General features: G+C 58.1%; 14 protein-coding genes. 8 read left to right on the top strand and 6 right to left on the bottom strand.

Annotation, left to right across the window (positions count from 1 at the left end):
- The first annotated feature begins 5 nt into the window (after positions 1 to 5).
- From gcvT to LN050_00920, 4 genes are all read left to right on the top strand, one after another.
- A complete protein-coding gene (gcvT, locus tag LN050_00935) occupies positions 6 to 1,136 on the top strand; it encodes a glycine cleavage system aminomethyltransferase GcvT (GenBank protein ID UFS57414.1) in 1,131 nt (376 codons plus the stop codon).
- 46 nt (positions 1,137 to 1,182) lie between these two features.
- On the top strand, positions 1,183 to 1,545 hold the full coding sequence (gene gcvH / locus LN050_00930) for a glycine cleavage system protein GcvH (protein ID UFS56483.1): 363 nt from the start codon (positions 1,183 to 1,185) through the stop codon (positions 1,543 to 1,545).
- 85 nt (positions 1,546 to 1,630) lie between these two features.
- On the top strand, positions 1,631 to 4,561 hold the full coding sequence (gene gcvP / locus LN050_00925) for an aminomethyl-transferring glycine dehydrogenase (GenBank protein UFS56482.1): 2,931 nt from the start codon (positions 1,631 to 1,633) through the stop codon (positions 4,559 to 4,561).
- Positions 4,562 to 4,650: 89 nt separating this feature from the next.
- Positions 4,651 to 5,670: a low specificity L-threonine aldolase gene (locus LN050_00920; GenBank protein UFS57413.1), complete on the top strand. Its 1,020-nt coding sequence runs from the start codon at positions 4,651 to 4,653 to the stop codon at positions 5,668 to 5,670.
- Here LN050_00920 and aroQ read toward each other — a convergent pair.
- From aroQ to LN050_00900, 4 genes are read right to left on the bottom strand one after another with little or no spacing between them, the layout of a single operon-like run.
- Positions 5,656 to 6,108 (bottom strand): type II 3-dehydroquinate dehydratase, encoded by a 453-nt coding sequence (aroQ, locus tag LN050_00915; GenBank protein ID UFS56481.1) that lies wholly within the window; start codon positions 6,106 to 6,108, stop codon positions 5,656 to 5,658. The genes LN050_00920 and aroQ overlap by 15 nt on opposite strands.
- A gap of 49 nt (positions 6,109 to 6,157) precedes the next feature.
- A complete protein-coding gene (locus tag LN050_00910; GenBank protein UFS56480.1) occupies positions 6,158 to 7,354 on the bottom strand; it encodes an MFS transporter in 1,197 nt (398 codons plus the stop codon).
- 7 nt (positions 7,355 to 7,361) lie between these two features.
- A complete protein-coding gene (gene aroC / locus LN050_00905; protein UFS56479.1) occupies positions 7,362 to 8,468 on the bottom strand; it encodes a chorismate synthase in 1,107 nt (368 codons plus the stop codon).
- A 45-nt stretch (positions 8,469 to 8,513) separates the two neighbouring features.
- Positions 8,514 to 8,975, bottom strand: coding sequence for a CBS domain-containing protein (locus tag LN050_00900; protein ID UFS56478.1), 462 nt, complete (start codon positions 8,973 to 8,975; stop codon positions 8,514 to 8,516).
- Between the two features lie 176 nt (positions 8,976 to 9,151).
- Between LN050_00900 and LN050_00895 the strand changes: the two genes are divergently transcribed.
- From LN050_00895 to LN050_00880, 4 genes are read left to right on the top strand one after another with little or no spacing between them, the layout of a single operon-like run.
- Complete coding sequence (locus LN050_00895; GenBank protein ID UFS56477.1) at positions 9,152 to 10,453, top strand: O-acetylhomoserine aminocarboxypropyltransferase; 1,302 nt, start codon at positions 9,152 to 9,154, stop codon at positions 10,451 to 10,453.
- A gap of 3 nt (positions 10,454 to 10,456) precedes the next feature.
- The gene (locus tag LN050_00890; GenBank protein ID UFS56476.1) at positions 10,457 to 11,272 is read left to right on the top strand and encodes an alpha/beta hydrolase; all 816 of its coding nucleotides are present in this window, start codon (positions 10,457 to 10,459) and stop codon (positions 11,270 to 11,272) included.
- Complete coding sequence (locus LN050_00885; protein UFS56475.1) at positions 11,269 to 11,595, top strand: DUF962 domain-containing protein; 327 nt, start codon at positions 11,269 to 11,271, stop codon at positions 11,593 to 11,595. The genes LN050_00890 and LN050_00885 overlap by 4 nt, the downstream gene beginning before the upstream one ends.
- Positions 11,596 to 11,603: 8 nt before the next feature.
- The gene (locus tag LN050_00880) at positions 11,604 to 12,878 is read left to right on the top strand and encodes a cytochrome P450 (protein UFS56474.1); all 1,275 of its coding nucleotides are present in this window, start codon (positions 11,604 to 11,606) and stop codon (positions 12,876 to 12,878) included.
- A gap of 37 nt (positions 12,879 to 12,915) precedes the next feature.
- On the opposite strand, the gene rlmD is transcribed toward LN050_00880, so the two are convergent.
- Together rlmD and LN050_00870 are read right to left on the bottom strand one after the other, a co-directional pair.
- Positions 12,916 to 14,418: a 23S rRNA (uracil(1939)-C(5))-methyltransferase RlmD gene (gene rlmD, locus LN050_00875; GenBank protein UFS56473.1), complete on the bottom strand. Its 1,503-nt coding sequence runs from the start codon at positions 14,416 to 14,418 to the stop codon at positions 12,916 to 12,918.
- A 107-nt stretch (positions 14,419 to 14,525) separates the two neighbouring features.
- Complete coding sequence (locus LN050_00870; protein UFS56472.1) at positions 14,526 to 15,332, bottom strand: peptidoglycan DD-metalloendopeptidase family protein; 807 nt, start codon at positions 15,330 to 15,332, stop codon at positions 14,526 to 14,528.
- Positions 15,333 to 15,381: the final 49 nt, after the last annotated feature.

Genomic DNA, 15,381 nt, shown 5'->3' with positions numbered 1-15,381 from the left:
GGTGTATTGCTTTGTCCGCTGCTGAACTACTGACCACGCCTTTAAACGACTTGCACATCGAGTTGGGCGCACGCATGGTGCCTTTTGCGGGTTACAGCATGCCGGTGCAATACCCCATGGGCGTGATGGGCGAGCACTTGCACACCCGCACCAAAGCCGGCTTGTTTGACGTCTCACACATGGGCCAACTGCTGCTCAGCGGCCCAGACGCGGCAACGGCATTGGAGACGCTGATGCCTGTTGACGTGGTGGACCTGCCCGTTGGCAAACAGCGCTACGGCCTGCTGCTGAACGAGACTGGCGGCATTTTGGACGACTTGATGTTTGTCAACCGTGGCGACGATTTGTTTGTCGTCGCCAACGGCGCATGCAAGCATTCAGACATTGCCCACATAAATGCCCACATTGGCCAGCGGTGCACCGTGAAGCCATTGCCCAACCAAGCCTTGCTGGCCTTGCAAGGCCCCATGGCTATTGACGTGCTGAAAGCACTGGACCCCAGCGTCGCCAACTTGGTGTTTATGACAGGCGCGCGCGCCACGCTAGGCGGCATTGAGGTCTACCTCACGCGCAGCGGCTACACCGGCGAAGACGGTTTTGAAATATCGCTGCCAGCTCGGCACGCTACTGCGCTGGCCAGGCTTATTTTGAGCAACCCGTGCGTAGCCCCCATTGGCCTTGGCGCGCGCAACTCCCTGCGTTTAGAAGCTGGCCTGTGCTTGTACGGCAATGACATCACCACAACCACCACGCCTGTAGAAGCCAACCTGAACTGGGCCATGCAAAAGGTGCGCCGCACCGGTGGCGCACGCGCTGGCGGCTTTCTGGGCAGCGATGTGGTGCTGGCCCAGTTAGACGGCACCAGCCCCATCACACGCAAACGCGTGGGTTTAGTTGCCACAGAACGCGTGCCCGTGCGAGACCACACCGTACTGCAAGCACCAAACGGCACCACCATAGGCATGGTCACCAGCGGGCTGCTGGCCCCCACCGTCAATAAAGCCATTGCCATTGGCTATGTGGGCATTGAGCACGCAGCCATAGGCACAACCGTTCACGCCGTGGTGCGCGGCAAACTCGTTGCCATGACTGTATGTGCCATGCCATTCACACCCAGCAACTATTTCCGCGGTTGAATCAACCATTACCCTCACTGTTATCCAATAACCCTAGGAGCATCCCATGATCAAGTACACAGAAGACCACGAATGGCTCAACATTGACGGTGATACCGCCACGGTTGGCATCACCCACCACGCGCAAGACGCCCTGGGCGACGTGGTGTTTGTAGAACTGCCCGAAGTCGGCGCCACCTTTGAACAAAAAGCCACTGCAGGCGTGGTGGAGTCCGTCAAAGCCGCAGCAGACGTCTACATGCCCGTCACCGGCGAAATCACAGCCGTCAACGAAGCCCTGCGCGATGACCCTGCACTGGCCAACACAGACCCCTTGGGCGCTGGCTGGTTCTTCAAAATCAAACTCAGCAACCCCGCCGAGCTGGACGCCCTGATGGACGAAACAGCCTACAGCAGCTTCTCTGGCTAGTAATTGGGGTCAGATCCCAATTAAATTGTCCTCAACCGGTCAGCGTTCTCAATTAATTGGGATCTGACCCCAATTGTTTTTTGTTATGCAACAACTGTCACTGTTAGAAAACGCGGGTGCATTTGAGCAACGCCACACGGGGCCTGATGCGGCTGAGCAAGCGCATATGTTGTCTGCCATTGGTCAGCCCTCGCTGGATGCCATGACAGATGCGATTGTGCCAGCCAGCATTGCGCGCACCAACGCCATGCAACTGCCACCCGCCGTTACAGAGGCTGATGCCTTGGCTGAGCTGCGGGCTATTGCCGACAAAAACCAAGTGTTGAAGAGCTTTATTGGCCAAGGCTATTACGGCACATACACGCCTAGCGTGATTTTGCGCAACATTCTTGAGAACCCCGCTTGGTATACGGCTTACACGCCTTATCAAGCCGAGATTTCACAGGGGCGCATGGAAGCGCTGGTGAACTTTCAAACCATGGTGACCGACCTCACTGGTATGGACATTGCAAACGCCTCCATGCTGGACGAGGCCACCGCTGCAGCTGAAGCCATGACCTTGGCGCTGCGCTCAGTCAAGACCAAAGCCATGACTTTTGTGGTGTCAGGTGACACGCACCCGCAAACCATAGAGGTGATTCAAACCCGCGCTAAACCTTTGGGCATTGCGGTACAGCTGACCCACTCTGCGCAAGAGTGGGACGCGGCAATAGCGGGCGGCGACTACTTTGCCGCACTGGCGCAATACCCCAACACCCACGGCGGCATCACCGACTTTGCCGCAAGTGCCCAACTGATAAAAAGCCACAAAGCCGCGTTCATAGTGGTGACCGACTTGCTAGCCCTTACTGTGCTAAAAACCCCTGGCGAATTTGGTGCCGACATTGTGGTGGGCAACACGCAGCGCTTTGGCATGCCCATGTGCAATGGCGGTCCGCATGCGGCCTTTATGGCTTGCCGCGACGCCTACAAGCGCTCACTCCCCGGGCGACTGGTGGGCGTCAGCGTAGACAAACACGGCAAACCCGCTTACCGCTTGGCGCTGCAAACCCGCGAACAACACATTCGCCGCGAAAAAGCCACCAGCAATATTTGCACCGCACAAGTGCTACCCGCCGTGGTGGCCAGCATGTACGCCGTATACCACGGCCCTGCCGGCTTAAAGCGCATTGCCAGCCGCGTGGCGACCTACACGGCCATATTGGCCAAAGGCTTGCGCCAGCTTGGTCTTGAAGTGCAAAACCACAGCGCGTTTGACACGCTCACCATACAAGCAGGCGACAAGGCGCAAGCCATACTGGCAAACGCTTTGGCAGCAGGCGCCAACCTGCGCGCACTCTGTGACGGCACGCTTAGCGTGTCTTTAGACGAGACCACCACACGCGCCGATCTGGAGTTGCTGTGGGGCGCGTTTGCTGCAAACGGCCACCACTTGCCAAGCATTGAAGCCCTGGCCAATGACATTGAGCTGCTCATTACGCCAAGCTTGCGCCGCACAAGCGCCTTCATGACGCACCCCGTGTTCAACAGCCACCACTCTGAAACAGCCATGCTGCGCTACATACGCAGCCTGTCTGATAAAGACTTGGCGCTTGACCGCACCATGATTCCGCTGGGTAGCTGCACCATGAAGCTCAACGCCACCAGCGAGATGATCCCAGTCACCTGGCCGCAGTTCGCCAACATACACCCCTTTGCCCCCGCCGATCAACGCGCCGGCTACGCCCTTCTTGACGAACAATTGCGCCACTGGTTGTGTCAAGCCACGGGCTACGCCGCCATCAGCTTGCAGCCCAACGCGGGCAGCCAAGGTGAGTACGCAGGCTTGCTGGCGATCATAGGCTTTCACCAGTCACGCGGTGATTTGCAACGCAAAATTTGCCTCATACCCGCCAGCGCCCACGGCACCAACCCCGCCAGCGCGCAAATGGTGGGCATGCAAGTGGTAGTGGTGGCCTGCGATGAGGCGGGTAACGTGGACATGGCAGACCTTGGCACCAAGTGCGAGACCTACAGCGACGAGCTCGCCGCCATCATGATCACCTACCCCAGCACCCACGGTGTGTTCGAGACGCAAGTCAAAGAGCTGTGCGCGCTGGTGCACAGCCACGGCGGGCGCGTGTATGTAGATGGTGCCAACATGAACGCCCTGGTTGGCGTGGCCGCACCGGGTGAGTTTGGCGGCGACGTAAGCCACCTCAATTTACACAAAACCTTTTGCATCCCTCACGGCGGCGGCGGCCCTGGTGTTGGCCCCGTGTGCGTGGTGGAAGACCTGGCGCCATTTTTACCAGGCCATGCCACCAGCGGCATCACTAGCCCAGTGGGCGCGGTATCCGCAGCGCCCTTGGGCAACGCCGCTGTGTTGCCTATCAGCTGGATGTACTGCCGCATGATGGGCGCAGACGCCCTCAAACGCGCCACGCAAGTGGCCATACTGAATGCCAACTACGTGAGCCACGCGCTGCGCGACCACTTCCCCACGCTGTACGCCAGCGACAGTGGCTTGGTGGCGCATGAGTGCATTTTGGACTTGCGCCACTTCAAGGAAACCACAGGCATACAAGCCGAAGACGTGGCCAAACGCCTCATTGACTATGGTTTTCACGCACCTACGCTGTCGTTTCCAGTGGCCAACACCTTGATGGTAGAGCCCACTGAGAGCGAAAGCCTGGCCGAGCTAGACCGCTTTATTGACGCCATGAAAGCGATTCGAGATGAAATACGAATGGTTGAAACTGGTGTGTGGCCCAGCAATGACAACCCACTGATCAATGCGCCACACACCGCGACAGCGGTAAGCGCCAGCGAGTGGCAGCACATTTACAGCCGCGAGCGCGCAGCCTACCCACTGCCTTCATTGCAAGAAAACAAGTACTGGGTACCCGTGGGCCGCGTTGACAACGTTTATGGCGACCGCAATTTGTTTTGCAGCTGCGTACCACTAGCCAGCTATGCCGACGAGCCCCTACAGGTCAAGGCCGCAACCCAAGCTACAGCAAAAGCGACACCATGAGCAATACCCAGACTGCCCACACCGCAGGCAACGCCATCAACCACCCCGCGTATTTGAAGCAGCACTTTGCCAGCGACAACTATGCGGGCATGTGTGGCCCAGCGGCACATTGGTTTTTAGAGGCCAATAACAGCGGCCATGCGCCCGCCTACGGTGACGACGAATGGACGATCAAGGTGTCTGAGCAACTGCGTAATCTGTTTCAAACAGACTGCGACATTTACTTTGTATTCAACGGCACAGCGGCCAACTCACTGGCATTGGCCAGCTTGTGCCAAAGTTACCATTCGGTGGTGTGCTCGCCGGTGGCGCACATTGAAACAGACGAATGCGGCGGGCCAGAGTTTTTCTCAAACGGCTCAAAGTTGTTGGTGGCAGATGCCGGCGGCGAAGCTGGCCAACACGGCAAACTCACGCCAGACGCGATTGAGCTGATGGTGACCAAGCGCAGCGACCTGCACTACCCCAAGCCCAAAGTGGTGTCCATCACCCAGGCCACAGAGCTGGGCACGGTGTACACGGTAGAGGAAGTGCGCGCCATTGCCGCCATTGCCAAACGCCGCCAACTCAAAGTGCACATGGACGGCGCACGCTTTGCCAACGCGGTGGCCACCTTGGGCTGCCACCCCAGCGACATTACGTGGCGTGCAGGCGTTGACGTGCTGTGCTTTGGTGGCACCAAAAACGGCCTGCCTGTAGGCGAGGCAGTGGTGTTTTTTGACAAACAGCTCAGCGAAGACTTTGCCTACCGGGTAAAGCAAGCCGGCCAACTGGCCAGCAAAATGCGCTTTATATCAGCGCCTTGGCTGGGCATGCTGCAAGACGATGTGTGGCTGCACAACGCCCGTCACGCCAACGCCATGGCACAACGCCTGCGCGCCGGTTTTGAGGGCATTGCGGGTATATCGCTGATAGCCCCAACCCAAGCCAATGGCGTGTTCGCCACCTTGCCGCAGCACGCCATTGACAAACTGCAAGCGGGCGGCTGGCGCTTTTATGAATTTATTGCTGGTGGTGGCTGCCGCTTCATGTGCGCCTGGGACACCACCGAAGACGCTGTCGATGCCCTGGTTGCCGCCGTGCGTGGCGCCATGCTAACGGGTGGCTAAGTCCACCAGGCTCTCAATGGCGTAGGCGTAACCACGCACACCAAAGCCCGCCATCACCGCTTTGGCTGCAGGTGAAATGTAGGAGTGGTGGCGAAACGCCTCACGGGCATGCACGTTGCTGATGTGCAGCTCGATCACGGTAAGCTCGGCGCCTTTGATGGCGTCGTGCAAGATCACACTGGTGTGGGTGTAAGCGCCCGCATTGAGCACCACGCCCAACAACTCGCCAGCTGCTTGCTCTCGCCCGGCCTTGTGCAATGCGTCTACCAACACACCTTCGTGATTGCTTTGAACAAACTCCAGGGTCACGCCTTGCTCTTTGCAGGTGGCAAGGCACAGCGCCTCCACGTCTGCCAAGGTCGCCGTGCCGTACACGCTGGGCTCACGCTGGCCCAAGAGATTGAGATTAGGGCCATTCAGTACCAGTACTTTTTTCATAGTCGCGTTCTTTCAGCTTGTTGCTTTGCGTTCATTCTATTGCCCTGACCTAGGTCGGCGGCGGTACCAGTCCCGTGGCTTGGCGCAAGCGGCGTATTAGGTAAAACGCAATGCCACAGCACACGGTAGCCACATAAAACACACTGGCCAAGCCAAAGTGTGTGGTGAGCACACCGCCCGCTAGTGCACCCAGCACACCCGTAATGCCGTAGCCAATAATGGAGTACAAGGCTTGGCCACGTCCGCGCAAACGCCCCGGGAAAAAATGCGACAGCAAGGCAATACATGCCGTATGGTGGGCCGCAAAAGTCAAGGCATGCAGCATTTGAGCAGCGGCCAACAGCCACCAGTAGTTGGCAAACAGGCCCGTAACGCCAAAGCGCAAACCACCAGCAGCCGCGGCCACCAGCAACCAGCTGGTCAAGCTAAACAACGGCAAAAACCTGGACTGCCAGATAAACCAAACCACCTCGGCCAGCACTGCCATGGCCCACATGATGCCTATCACTGTCTTGCTATAGCCCAGCGAGTCCAGGTACAGCGAGAAAAACACATAACCGCCCACATGCGCCAGCACATGAAAAAACACCGCGCCAAACAACCAGGCCACACCCGGCTGGGCAAACGCCTCACGCAATGACACTGCCGCCTGGCCCAGGGGCATGTCTTCCTTCACATCAGCTAGGCACCACACCGAGATCACCACTGCCAGCAATGACAACGACACCAATACAGGGAAGCTGCCCATGCCTTGGCGCTCAAACCACTCGCCGGCCAACAGCACGGTGACCAAAAAGCCAATAGAGCCCCACACACGTACGCGGCCGTAGCGCTTGGTGTCAAACCTACCGTTCACCGTAACCAGGTGAGCCAAGGCCGCCTCGCTCATGGGCATCATGGCGCTGGTGTGTGTAAACAGCAGCAACAGCACAATAAGCAATGACGGCCAGGTCATGGGCCACCACAACGCCAGCGACAACAACAGGGCAACCGTGCCACCAAAGCGCAGCAGCTTGACGCGCTCGCCAGTGGTGTCACTAAGCCAGCCCCACGCATAGGGTGCAAAGGTTCGGGTAAAGGCTTGCACAGAGGTGAGCAAGCTAATGGCTAGCAGGCTGAACCCCTGGTCTTTAAGCCACAGCGGCAGGTAAGGCGTAAAAAAACCAACGTGGGCAAAGTAACTGGCTGACAACGCCGCAAATGGCCACACTGCGGTGGCGTGCGGACGCTTAAGCCAACTGAACATGGCAGCCTTAACAGCGATTGGCAGGATTGGCAGCTATGTCTGGCGTACTAACCCGTACGTCTGCGCACTGGGCACGGTGCGCCAACGCATGCTCTATCACCACCAGGGCCAACATGGCCTCAGCAATGGGGGTTGCGCGTATGCCCACGCAAGGGTCGTGGCGCCCCTTGGTGATAACCTCTGCGGCATCACCTTGCAAGTTGATGGTGTCTCGCGGTACCAAAATGGAGCTGGTAGGCTTGATGGCAATACTGACCTCTACATCTTGGCCAGTGCTGATACCACCCAGCACACCACCGGCGTTGTTGCCCACAAACCCGTCAGGGCGCAAGCTGTCGCCGTGATCACTGCCGCGCTGTGACACGCTGGCAAAGCCCGCGCCAATTTCAACACCCTTTACGGCATTGATGCCCATCATCGCGTAGGCAATATCGGCGTCCAGCTTGTCAAACAGCGGCTGGCCCAAGCCCACGGGCATACCGCTGGCCACCACACGCAAACGCGCACCGCACGAGTCACCCGACTTACGCAAGGCATTCATGTAATCTTCAAGTTTGCTGGTGTCGGCAATGGGGGCAAAGAAAGGGTTGTTGGCCACATGGGCCCAGTCTTCAAAGCCAATGACCTCATCGCCAATCTGGGTCATGCAGCCTTTGAAGCTCACGCCAAACTGCGAGGCAAGCCATTTTTTAGCCACTGCACCCGCAGCCACCATAGGCGCTGTTAACCGAGCTGATGAGCGCCCGCCTCCGCGCGGGTCACGCAAACCGTACTTGTGCCAGTAGGCGTAGTCGGCGTGCCCCGGCCTAAAGGTTTGCAAGATGTCGCCGTAGTCTTTAGAGCGCTGGTCGGTGTTGCGAATCAATAGCGCAATGGGCGTGCCGGTGGTCAATCCCTCGTACACGCCAGACAAAATTTCAACCTGGTCGGGCTCGTTACGCTGGGTCACAAATTTAGAGGTGCCAGGGCGGCGCCGGTCCAGGTCTGGCTGAATGTCTTCAAGCGACAACGCCATGCCCGGCGGGCAGCCGTCTATCACGCAGCCAATGGCTGGGCCGTGGGATTCACCAAAGTTGGTGACTGCGAATAAGTGTCCGAATGTGTTGCCGCTCATAGCCTGTCATTATCGGCTATTGACGGCGGCCTGGTCCGCATCGGCCTATCTGACTGGCGCTTGCTCTTCGCCCGCGTCTGGCCAGTCGCGTATGTAGGCCTTAAGCATTTTGTTCTCGAAGTTTTGCCCGTCCACCACAGCTTTGGCTACGTCATAAAAGCTGATCACGCCCATGAGCATGCGCGCATCCATTACCGGCATGTAGCGGGCGTGGCGCTCCAGCATCATGCGGCGCACCTCGTCCAAGTCGGTCTCACCCGTACAGGTTAATGGCGCATCATCCATGGCTGCGCGCACGGTACTATTGCCCACCACGCCCTTGTTTTTCACCAGCTGGGCAATCACTTCGCGGAAGGTGAGCATGCCGACCAAGTCGCCGTGCTCCATCACCACCAGCGAGCCCATGTCTTTTTCTGCCATCACCTCAATGGCCTCGCTCAATGGCGAGTTGGGGTTGGCGGTGAACAATGTGCTGCCTTTCACGCGCAGTATGTCGCTGACTTTCATGAGGTATCTCCGAGTAGTGCCAAGGCTATTGCCCCAAATATAGCCCAAGGCCTGCAGGCAATAGGCACAAAGTCATCAGGCATTACCCGTAGTGAGTCACAAAAGGCAACCCGGACCAAGCAAGCCGCCAGCACAATAAGTCCCAATTCAGCAGCAACTTGTTACTTGGAGACACCATGCCCGGCTACTCAGACCCCGGATTCGATACCCTCAGCCTGCACGCTGGTGCGGGGCCAGACCCTGCAACGGGCGCGCGCGGCGTGCCCTTGCACTTGAGTACCTCTTTTGTATTTGAGTCCAGTGATCACGCTGCAGCCCTTTTCAACTTGGAGCGTGCTGGCCACGTTTACAGCCGCATCAGCAACCCCACCACGGCCGTGCTTGAGACGCGTGTTGCGGCACTTGAAGGGGGCATAGGTGCCATTGCAACGGCCAGCGGCCAAGCGGCTTTGCACTTGGCTATCGCCACGCTTATGGACGCAGGCTCGCACATTGTGGCCAGTAGCGCGCTGTACGGCGGCTCTCACAACCTGCTGCACTACACGCTGAAGCGCTTTGGTATCGACACCACGTTTGTGCCACCTGGCGACTTGGACGTGTGGCGCGCCGCCGTAAAGCCCAACACCAAGCTGCTATTTGGCGAGACTGTGGGCAACCCCGGCATGGATGTGCTGGACATTGCTGCAGTGTCTGACATCGCCCACGCCGCTGGCGTGCCGCTGATGGTAGACGCCACGCTCACACCGCCCTGGTTGCTCAAGCCCTTTGACTTTGGAGCAGACATAGTCATGCATTCGGCCACCAAGTTTTTGAGCGGTCATGGCACTGTGGTGGGCGGTGTACTGGTTGATAGCGGCCAATTTGACTGGGCGGCCAGCGCCAAATTCGATACGCTGACAAAAGCCTACGCGGGCTTTCACGACATGGTGTTCTCAGACGAGTCAACCGTGGGCGCATTTTTATTACGTGCCAGGCGCGAAGGCCTGCGTGACTTTGGCGCGTGCATCAGCCCACATTCAGCATGGCTGATTTTGCAAGGTATAGAAACATTGGGCTTGCGCATGGAGCGTCATATGCGCAACACCCAGGCGGTGGTGAACTACCTGGCAACTCACCCCATGGTTGAGCGCGTCGGCCACCCACTGCTGGCAACACACCCCAGCCACGCATTGGCCAAAACACTGCTGCCCAAAGGCGCGGGCTCTGTATTCAGTTTTGACATCAAGGGATCCAAGGCACAGGGGCAAGCCTTTGTGCAAGCGCTCAAGGTGTTCAGCCATTTGGCCAACGTTGGCGATGCCAAAAGCTTGGTCATTCAACCAGCCACCACCACACACTTCCGCATGGACGCTGCGGCACTGGCCAAGGCGGGCATCAAACCAGGCACGGTGCGCTTGTCTATTGGACTGGAAGACGAGGCCGACTTGCTGGAAGACTTGAAGCGTGCCTTGAAGGCAGCGGAAAGAGCGGGGACTTAAACCATGTACATCACCGTAAATGGCGAACAACATTACGCCTACACAGGCGGCAAAGACTGGGTTGCGGGCCAAGCCACTGTCGTGATGATTCACGGCGTACTCAACGACCACAGCGTTTGGATTTTGCAGTCACGCTACCTGGCACACCACGGCTACAACGTCATGGCCATTGACTTGCCAGGCCACGCCAACAGTCAAGGCACACCGCCCGCCAGCGTGGAAGATGCAGCACAACACGTGCTGGCATTGTTAGACGCAACCGGCGTTGAAAGCGCCGCACTGGTTGGGCACAGCTTTGGCTCACTGATTGCGCTGCAGGCTGCATCCATGGCACCAGACCGTTGCACGCACTTGGCCATGGTGGGCTCGGCCTACCCCATGGTGGTGTCACCTGCCTTGCTAGACGCATCGCTGAACGCGCCACTCAAAGCCATAGACATGGTCAACACATTTAGCCACAGCTCGCTGGCACCACCGCCATCCAGCCTGGGACCGGGCACCTGGTTATACGGCGCGTCGCGTGCGTTGATGCGACGTGTATTGACCAGCAACAAGACGCACAACGTCTTCAACATAGGCTTTCATGCGTGTAACAACTACACAAACGGTGAAGCCGCCATGAACACCGTGCAAGGCGCCCATATACCCACGCTTTTTTTGCTGGGTGCGTTTGACCAAATGACGCCGCCCAAGGCCATCAAGACCCTGGCGGCGCTTGCGCCCAACGCGCGCACAAGCATTGTGCAAGGCGGGCACGCCCTCATGAGCGAAGCCCCAGACGAAACGCTAACGGCCTTAAAAGGCTTTCTAAAGTCATGACACACGCCACCGCTGACGAACTCAAAGCCGTCAACAGCTTTGCAGAGTTTTACCCCATCTACTTGCAAGAGCACAGCAACCGCCGCTGCAGACGCATGCACTTCATAGGCTCCAGCCTGGGCGTGCTGTGTCTGGGCATGCTGCTGGCTAGCGGCCAGTGGCAGTACTTGCTGTACGGCCTGCTATGCGGCTACGTTTGCGCCTGGATTGGTCATTTCGCGTTTGAGCACAACAAGCCCGCGAGCTTGAGCCGCCCACTGTATAGCTTCATAGGCGACTGGGTGATGTACAAAGACATGTGGCTAGGCAAGCTCAGTTTTTGATGCACGGCATGTCACAGCGCCCAAACCTCAAAGGATTTGACCTGCGCAACTTAAGCGCGCAGTTTATTGACAACCCCTATCCCACCTACCAGGCCTTGCGCGAAACCGAACCGGTCAAGCGCATGCCCGATGGTTCTTGGCTGCTGACCCGCCATGCAGACCTGGTACAAGTCTACCGGGATGCCACCAGCTTTGTCTCTGACAAACAGGCCGAGTTTGCGCCGAAATACGGCATCAGCAGTGCGCTGTACAAGCACCACACCAACAGCCTGGTATTTAACGACGCACCGCGCCACACCCGGGTACGCAGCACCATCATGGGCGCGCTCAGCCGACGCGCTATTGCCGACATGGAGGCAGGCTTGCGCGCATTGGTGCAACGCCTTATTGCCAACATGGCCAAACAGCCTAGAGACACTGCGCTTGACCTGATAGCCGACTATGCCAGCGCCATTCCGGTAGACATCATTGGCAACCTGCTAGACATACCGCCAGAGGATAGAGCCCCTTTGCGCGATTGGTCGCTGGCTATTCTGGGCGCACTTGAGCCCAGCCTAAGCCCAGCTCAGATGCAGCTGGGCAATGACAGCGTGAACGCGTTTACAGCTTACCTGCAAGAGTTGGTGGCCAAGCGCCGCGCCAAGCCTGGCGACCCGCAGCGTGACGTGCTGACGCGCTTGATACAAAGCGAGCAATACAGCGACGGCCAGCCGCTTAGCGAAGTGGAGTTGCTGCAAAACTGCATCTTTTTACTCAATGCCGGGCACGAAACCACCACCAACCTCATTGGCAACGCCTTGGTCACCCTCGCGCAACACCCTACCCAACGCGCCCAGCTTCAGCAGCAGCTGGCCACTTGCGACAGTGGCAGCAAAGCCGAGCAAGACATCATGGCATTGGCGGTGGATGAATTTTTGCGCTTTGAGTCCAGCAACCAGCTGGGCAACCGCCGCAGCACGGTGGACAGCATTGTGGGCGAACAAATCATTCCGGCTAACAGTCTGATCACACTATGCATAGGCGCTGCCAACCGCGACCCAGCCGTATTTGACCAACCCGATCAACTACAACTCAAGCGCAGCCCTAACAAACACCTGGCCTTTGGCTTTGGCGTGCATCAATGCGCAGGCCTAAGCCTGGCCCGTCTGGAAGGCCGCATAGCCATTGCACAGCTGCTGCGCCACTTCCCCAACTACCAGCTAGCGGCCCCACCAGAGCGCTCACACCGGGCACGCTTTAGAGGGTTTATGCGCGTTCCGTTTGTGACTGGCTGCGGTGCTTGACTGTGTATGGCTTGCAATCATGCGGCCAGACGCCTGCCTACCGAGTCGCAAAAGAAACCAGGTCAAACACCGCCATGCTCTCAACGTGCGCTGTGTGCGGGAACATGTTGACCACGCCTGCAGAACTGAGTGCATAACGACCACTACCCACCAAAATACCGGCGTCACGCGCCAGTGTGGCTGGATTGCAGCTGACGTACACAATGCGGTTGGGTGGCGTCCAAGCCGTATTACTCTGGGCTGATGACTGTTCAATGGCCTCTACCAGGGCCGTGCACAAGGCCATGGCGCCGTCACGCGGCGGGTCTACCAGCCACTTGTCGGCGCTGCCATCGTTTTGCAACACGGCAGGTGTCATCTCAAACAAGTTGCGCGCGGCAAATGCAGTAGGCGCCACAGCACCGGCTGGCTTGCCTTGTGCAAATGCGGCGTAGTTGTCTTGCGCACGCTGAACAAGCGTTTCGCTGCCTTCCACACCAAGTACTTGCTTGGCCTTTGTAGCCAGCGGCAAGCTGAAGTTGCCCAGGCCACAAAACCAGTCAATCACGCGCTCATTGGGCTGCACAGCCAGCAAACGCAATGCTTTGCTGACCAGCACCTCGTTGATAAACGGATTCACTTGCGTAAAGTCGGCTGGCCTGAAAGGCATACGCAAGCCAAACTCGGCCAGGTCATAGTGCAAGTCGGCATCGGTGGCATCCAGTCGCTTGATGGTGTCTGGCCCTTTGCTTTGCAAATACCACTGAATTTGGGGATCAGGTCCATGCGCTGTGGCAAATGCCCGCAGCTTGCCAATATCACCGTCGCTTAAAGGCACTAGGTGGCGCAATACCAAGCCGGTTTGTGTGTGTGTGCAGGCCACCTCTAACTGGGCAATGGCCTCACGTGCATCCATGGACATAAACAAGGCGCGCAGCGGCATCAGCAAGTCGCTGACGTGTCTGGGTAACACGGCACAGCTGCTCATGTCGGCCACGTAGCGGCTTTTGCGCTCGTGAAAACCCACCAGCACAGCGTCTTTTTTAGCGACATAGCGCACAGACAAACGCGCCCTAAAACGGTAGCCCCAGGTGGGCCCTTCTATGGGGCGCAACAAGAAGCTGGGCTTGCATTTACCCAAGTGCCACAAGTTGTCTTCAAGCACACGCTGTTTGATGGCGACTTGGGTGCTGGGCTGCAGGTGTTGCATTTTGCAGCCCCCACAGCTGCCAGCATGCAAGCCAAAGTGGGGGCACTTAGGGGCTGCCACGCGCTGAGACGAACCCTCTTGTACTTGCACCAGGGTGGCCATTTCAAAGTGCGTCTTCTTGCGATTCACCTGCGCCGTAACCCACTCGCCAGGCAATGCTCCGTCTACAAACACCACTTTGCCATCGTCTTTGTGCGCCACGCCTTTGGCATTTAAGTCCATGCTGTGCACATAAAGCCAATGCTCAGGCCTGCCGTCACGTGGCGGTGTGTCTGGCCTGGGCTTGGCGGCTTGTTGCTCGTTGGGTGTCAGGGGTGCTGTAACTGCGCTAGGGTTTTGATCTGAACTCATGCGCCTATTGTCGCAGTCAAAGCGCATCGCACAGCTTGGCACTTGTGCGCGCACATAAAAAAACCGGCACGTCTAACGGTGCCGGTTGTTGTGCAAACCGTATTGGCTTATTTGGGCAAGTAAGCGGTTGGGTCCACCGGCTTGCCAAGGCGGCGCACTTCAAAGTGCAGCTTGACGCGATCGGCGTCGCTGCTGCCCATTTCAGCAATACGCTGGCCTTGCTTGACCACTTGGTCCTCACGTACCAATAAGGCTTGGTTGTGCGCATAGGCTGTCAGGTAGGTGGTGTTGTGCTTGAGAATCACCAAATTACCGTAGCCGCGCAAGCCAGAGCCTGCGTACACCACACGTCCATCGGCGGCGGCCACGACCGGGTCTCCAACTTTGCCCGCAATACCAATGCCTTTGTTGGTGTCCTCGTTGTAGTTGCTCACCACAGTGCCTTTGGCTGGCCAAATAAACGCCACGCGATCTGCATCATTGTTGGCGGGCTTGGTCTCTTCGCTGGCAGTCTCAGTTGCCTGAGTGGGCGCTGGTGAGCCTGACTGCACAGGGTTGACCACCACGCCGTTGTCCTCAGGCGCTTTGGCCATTGCCGTGCCGTTAGGCGGCGTTACACGCAGTATTTGGCCGACCTCAAGGTTGTCTGGGTTGGGCAAGCTGTTCCACCTGGCCAAGTCTCGCCAGTCCTGGTTGTACAAATTACCAATGCCACGCAATGTATCGCCTGGCTGTACGCGGTACTGGCCCGCTGCAACCGGTTCGGCGCTGGCGCGTGGCAGCTCTCGGGTCTCGACAGGTGCGCGACCAATGCGCGTGCCCGCACAAGCCGCCATTACAGCCGCCAAACCCACAATTACAAACGTGCGACCCCAAGCGCGTACGCTGGACTGGCCCGTTGACAAATCACTCATATCGTTCCTCTCACCTCTTACAGCAACAAGCACTGACAAATCCGCGCGA

It is taken from the genome of Comamonadaceae bacterium M7527 (assembly GCA_021044545.1).
Classification (GTDB): domain Bacteria; phylum Pseudomonadota; class Gammaproteobacteria; order Burkholderiales; family Burkholderiaceae_C; genus RS62.
The sequence above is the reverse complement of the archived record's forward strand: the minus strand, read 5'-3'. Positions and strand labels throughout refer to the sequence as shown.

Excerpts from the sequence above, each read along its gene's own strand:
- aroC (UFS56479.1), bottom strand. The coding sequence starts at position 8,468 with ATGAGCGGCAACACATTCGGACACTTATTCGCAGTCACCAACTTTGGT.
- gcvP (UFS56482.1), top strand. The coding sequence starts at position 1,631 with ATGCAACAACTGTCACTGTTAGAAAACGCGGGTGCATTTGAGCAACGC.
- LN050_00870 (UFS56472.1), bottom strand. The coding sequence starts at position 15,332 with ATGAGTGATTTGTCAACGGGCCAGTCCAGCGTACGCGCTTGGGGTCGC.
- aroQ (UFS56481.1), bottom strand. The coding sequence starts at position 6,108 with ATGAAAAAAGTACTGGTACTGAATGGCCCTAATCTCAATCTCTTGGGC.
- LN050_00880 (UFS56474.1), top strand. The coding sequence starts at position 11,604 with ATGTCACAGCGCCCAAACCTCAAAGGATTTGACCTGCGCAACTTAAGC.
- rlmD (UFS56473.1), bottom strand. The coding sequence starts at position 14,418 with ATGAGTTCAGATCAAAACCCTAGCGCAGTTACAGCACCCCTGACACCC.
- LN050_00895 (UFS56477.1), top strand. The coding sequence starts at position 9,152 with ATGCCCGGCTACTCAGACCCCGGATTCGATACCCTCAGCCTGCACGCT.
- LN050_00890 (UFS56476.1), top strand. The coding sequence starts at position 10,457 with ATGTACATCACCGTAAATGGCGAACAACATTACGCCTACACAGGCGGC.
- gcvH (UFS56483.1), top strand. The coding sequence starts at position 1,183 with ATGATCAAGTACACAGAAGACCACGAATGGCTCAACATTGACGGTGAT.
- LN050_00900 (UFS56478.1), bottom strand. The coding sequence starts at position 8,975 with ATGAAAGTCAGCGACATACTGCGCGTGAAAGGCAGCACATTGTTCACC.
- LN050_00885 (UFS56475.1), top strand. The coding sequence starts at position 11,269 with ATGACACACGCCACCGCTGACGAACTCAAAGCCGTCAACAGCTTTGCA.
- LN050_00920 (UFS57413.1), top strand. The coding sequence starts at position 4,651 with ATGTGTGGCCCAGCGGCACATTGGTTTTTAGAGGCCAATAACAGCGGC.
- LN050_00910 (UFS56480.1), bottom strand. The coding sequence starts at position 7,354 with ATGTTCAGTTGGCTTAAGCGTCCGCACGCCACCGCAGTGTGGCCATTT.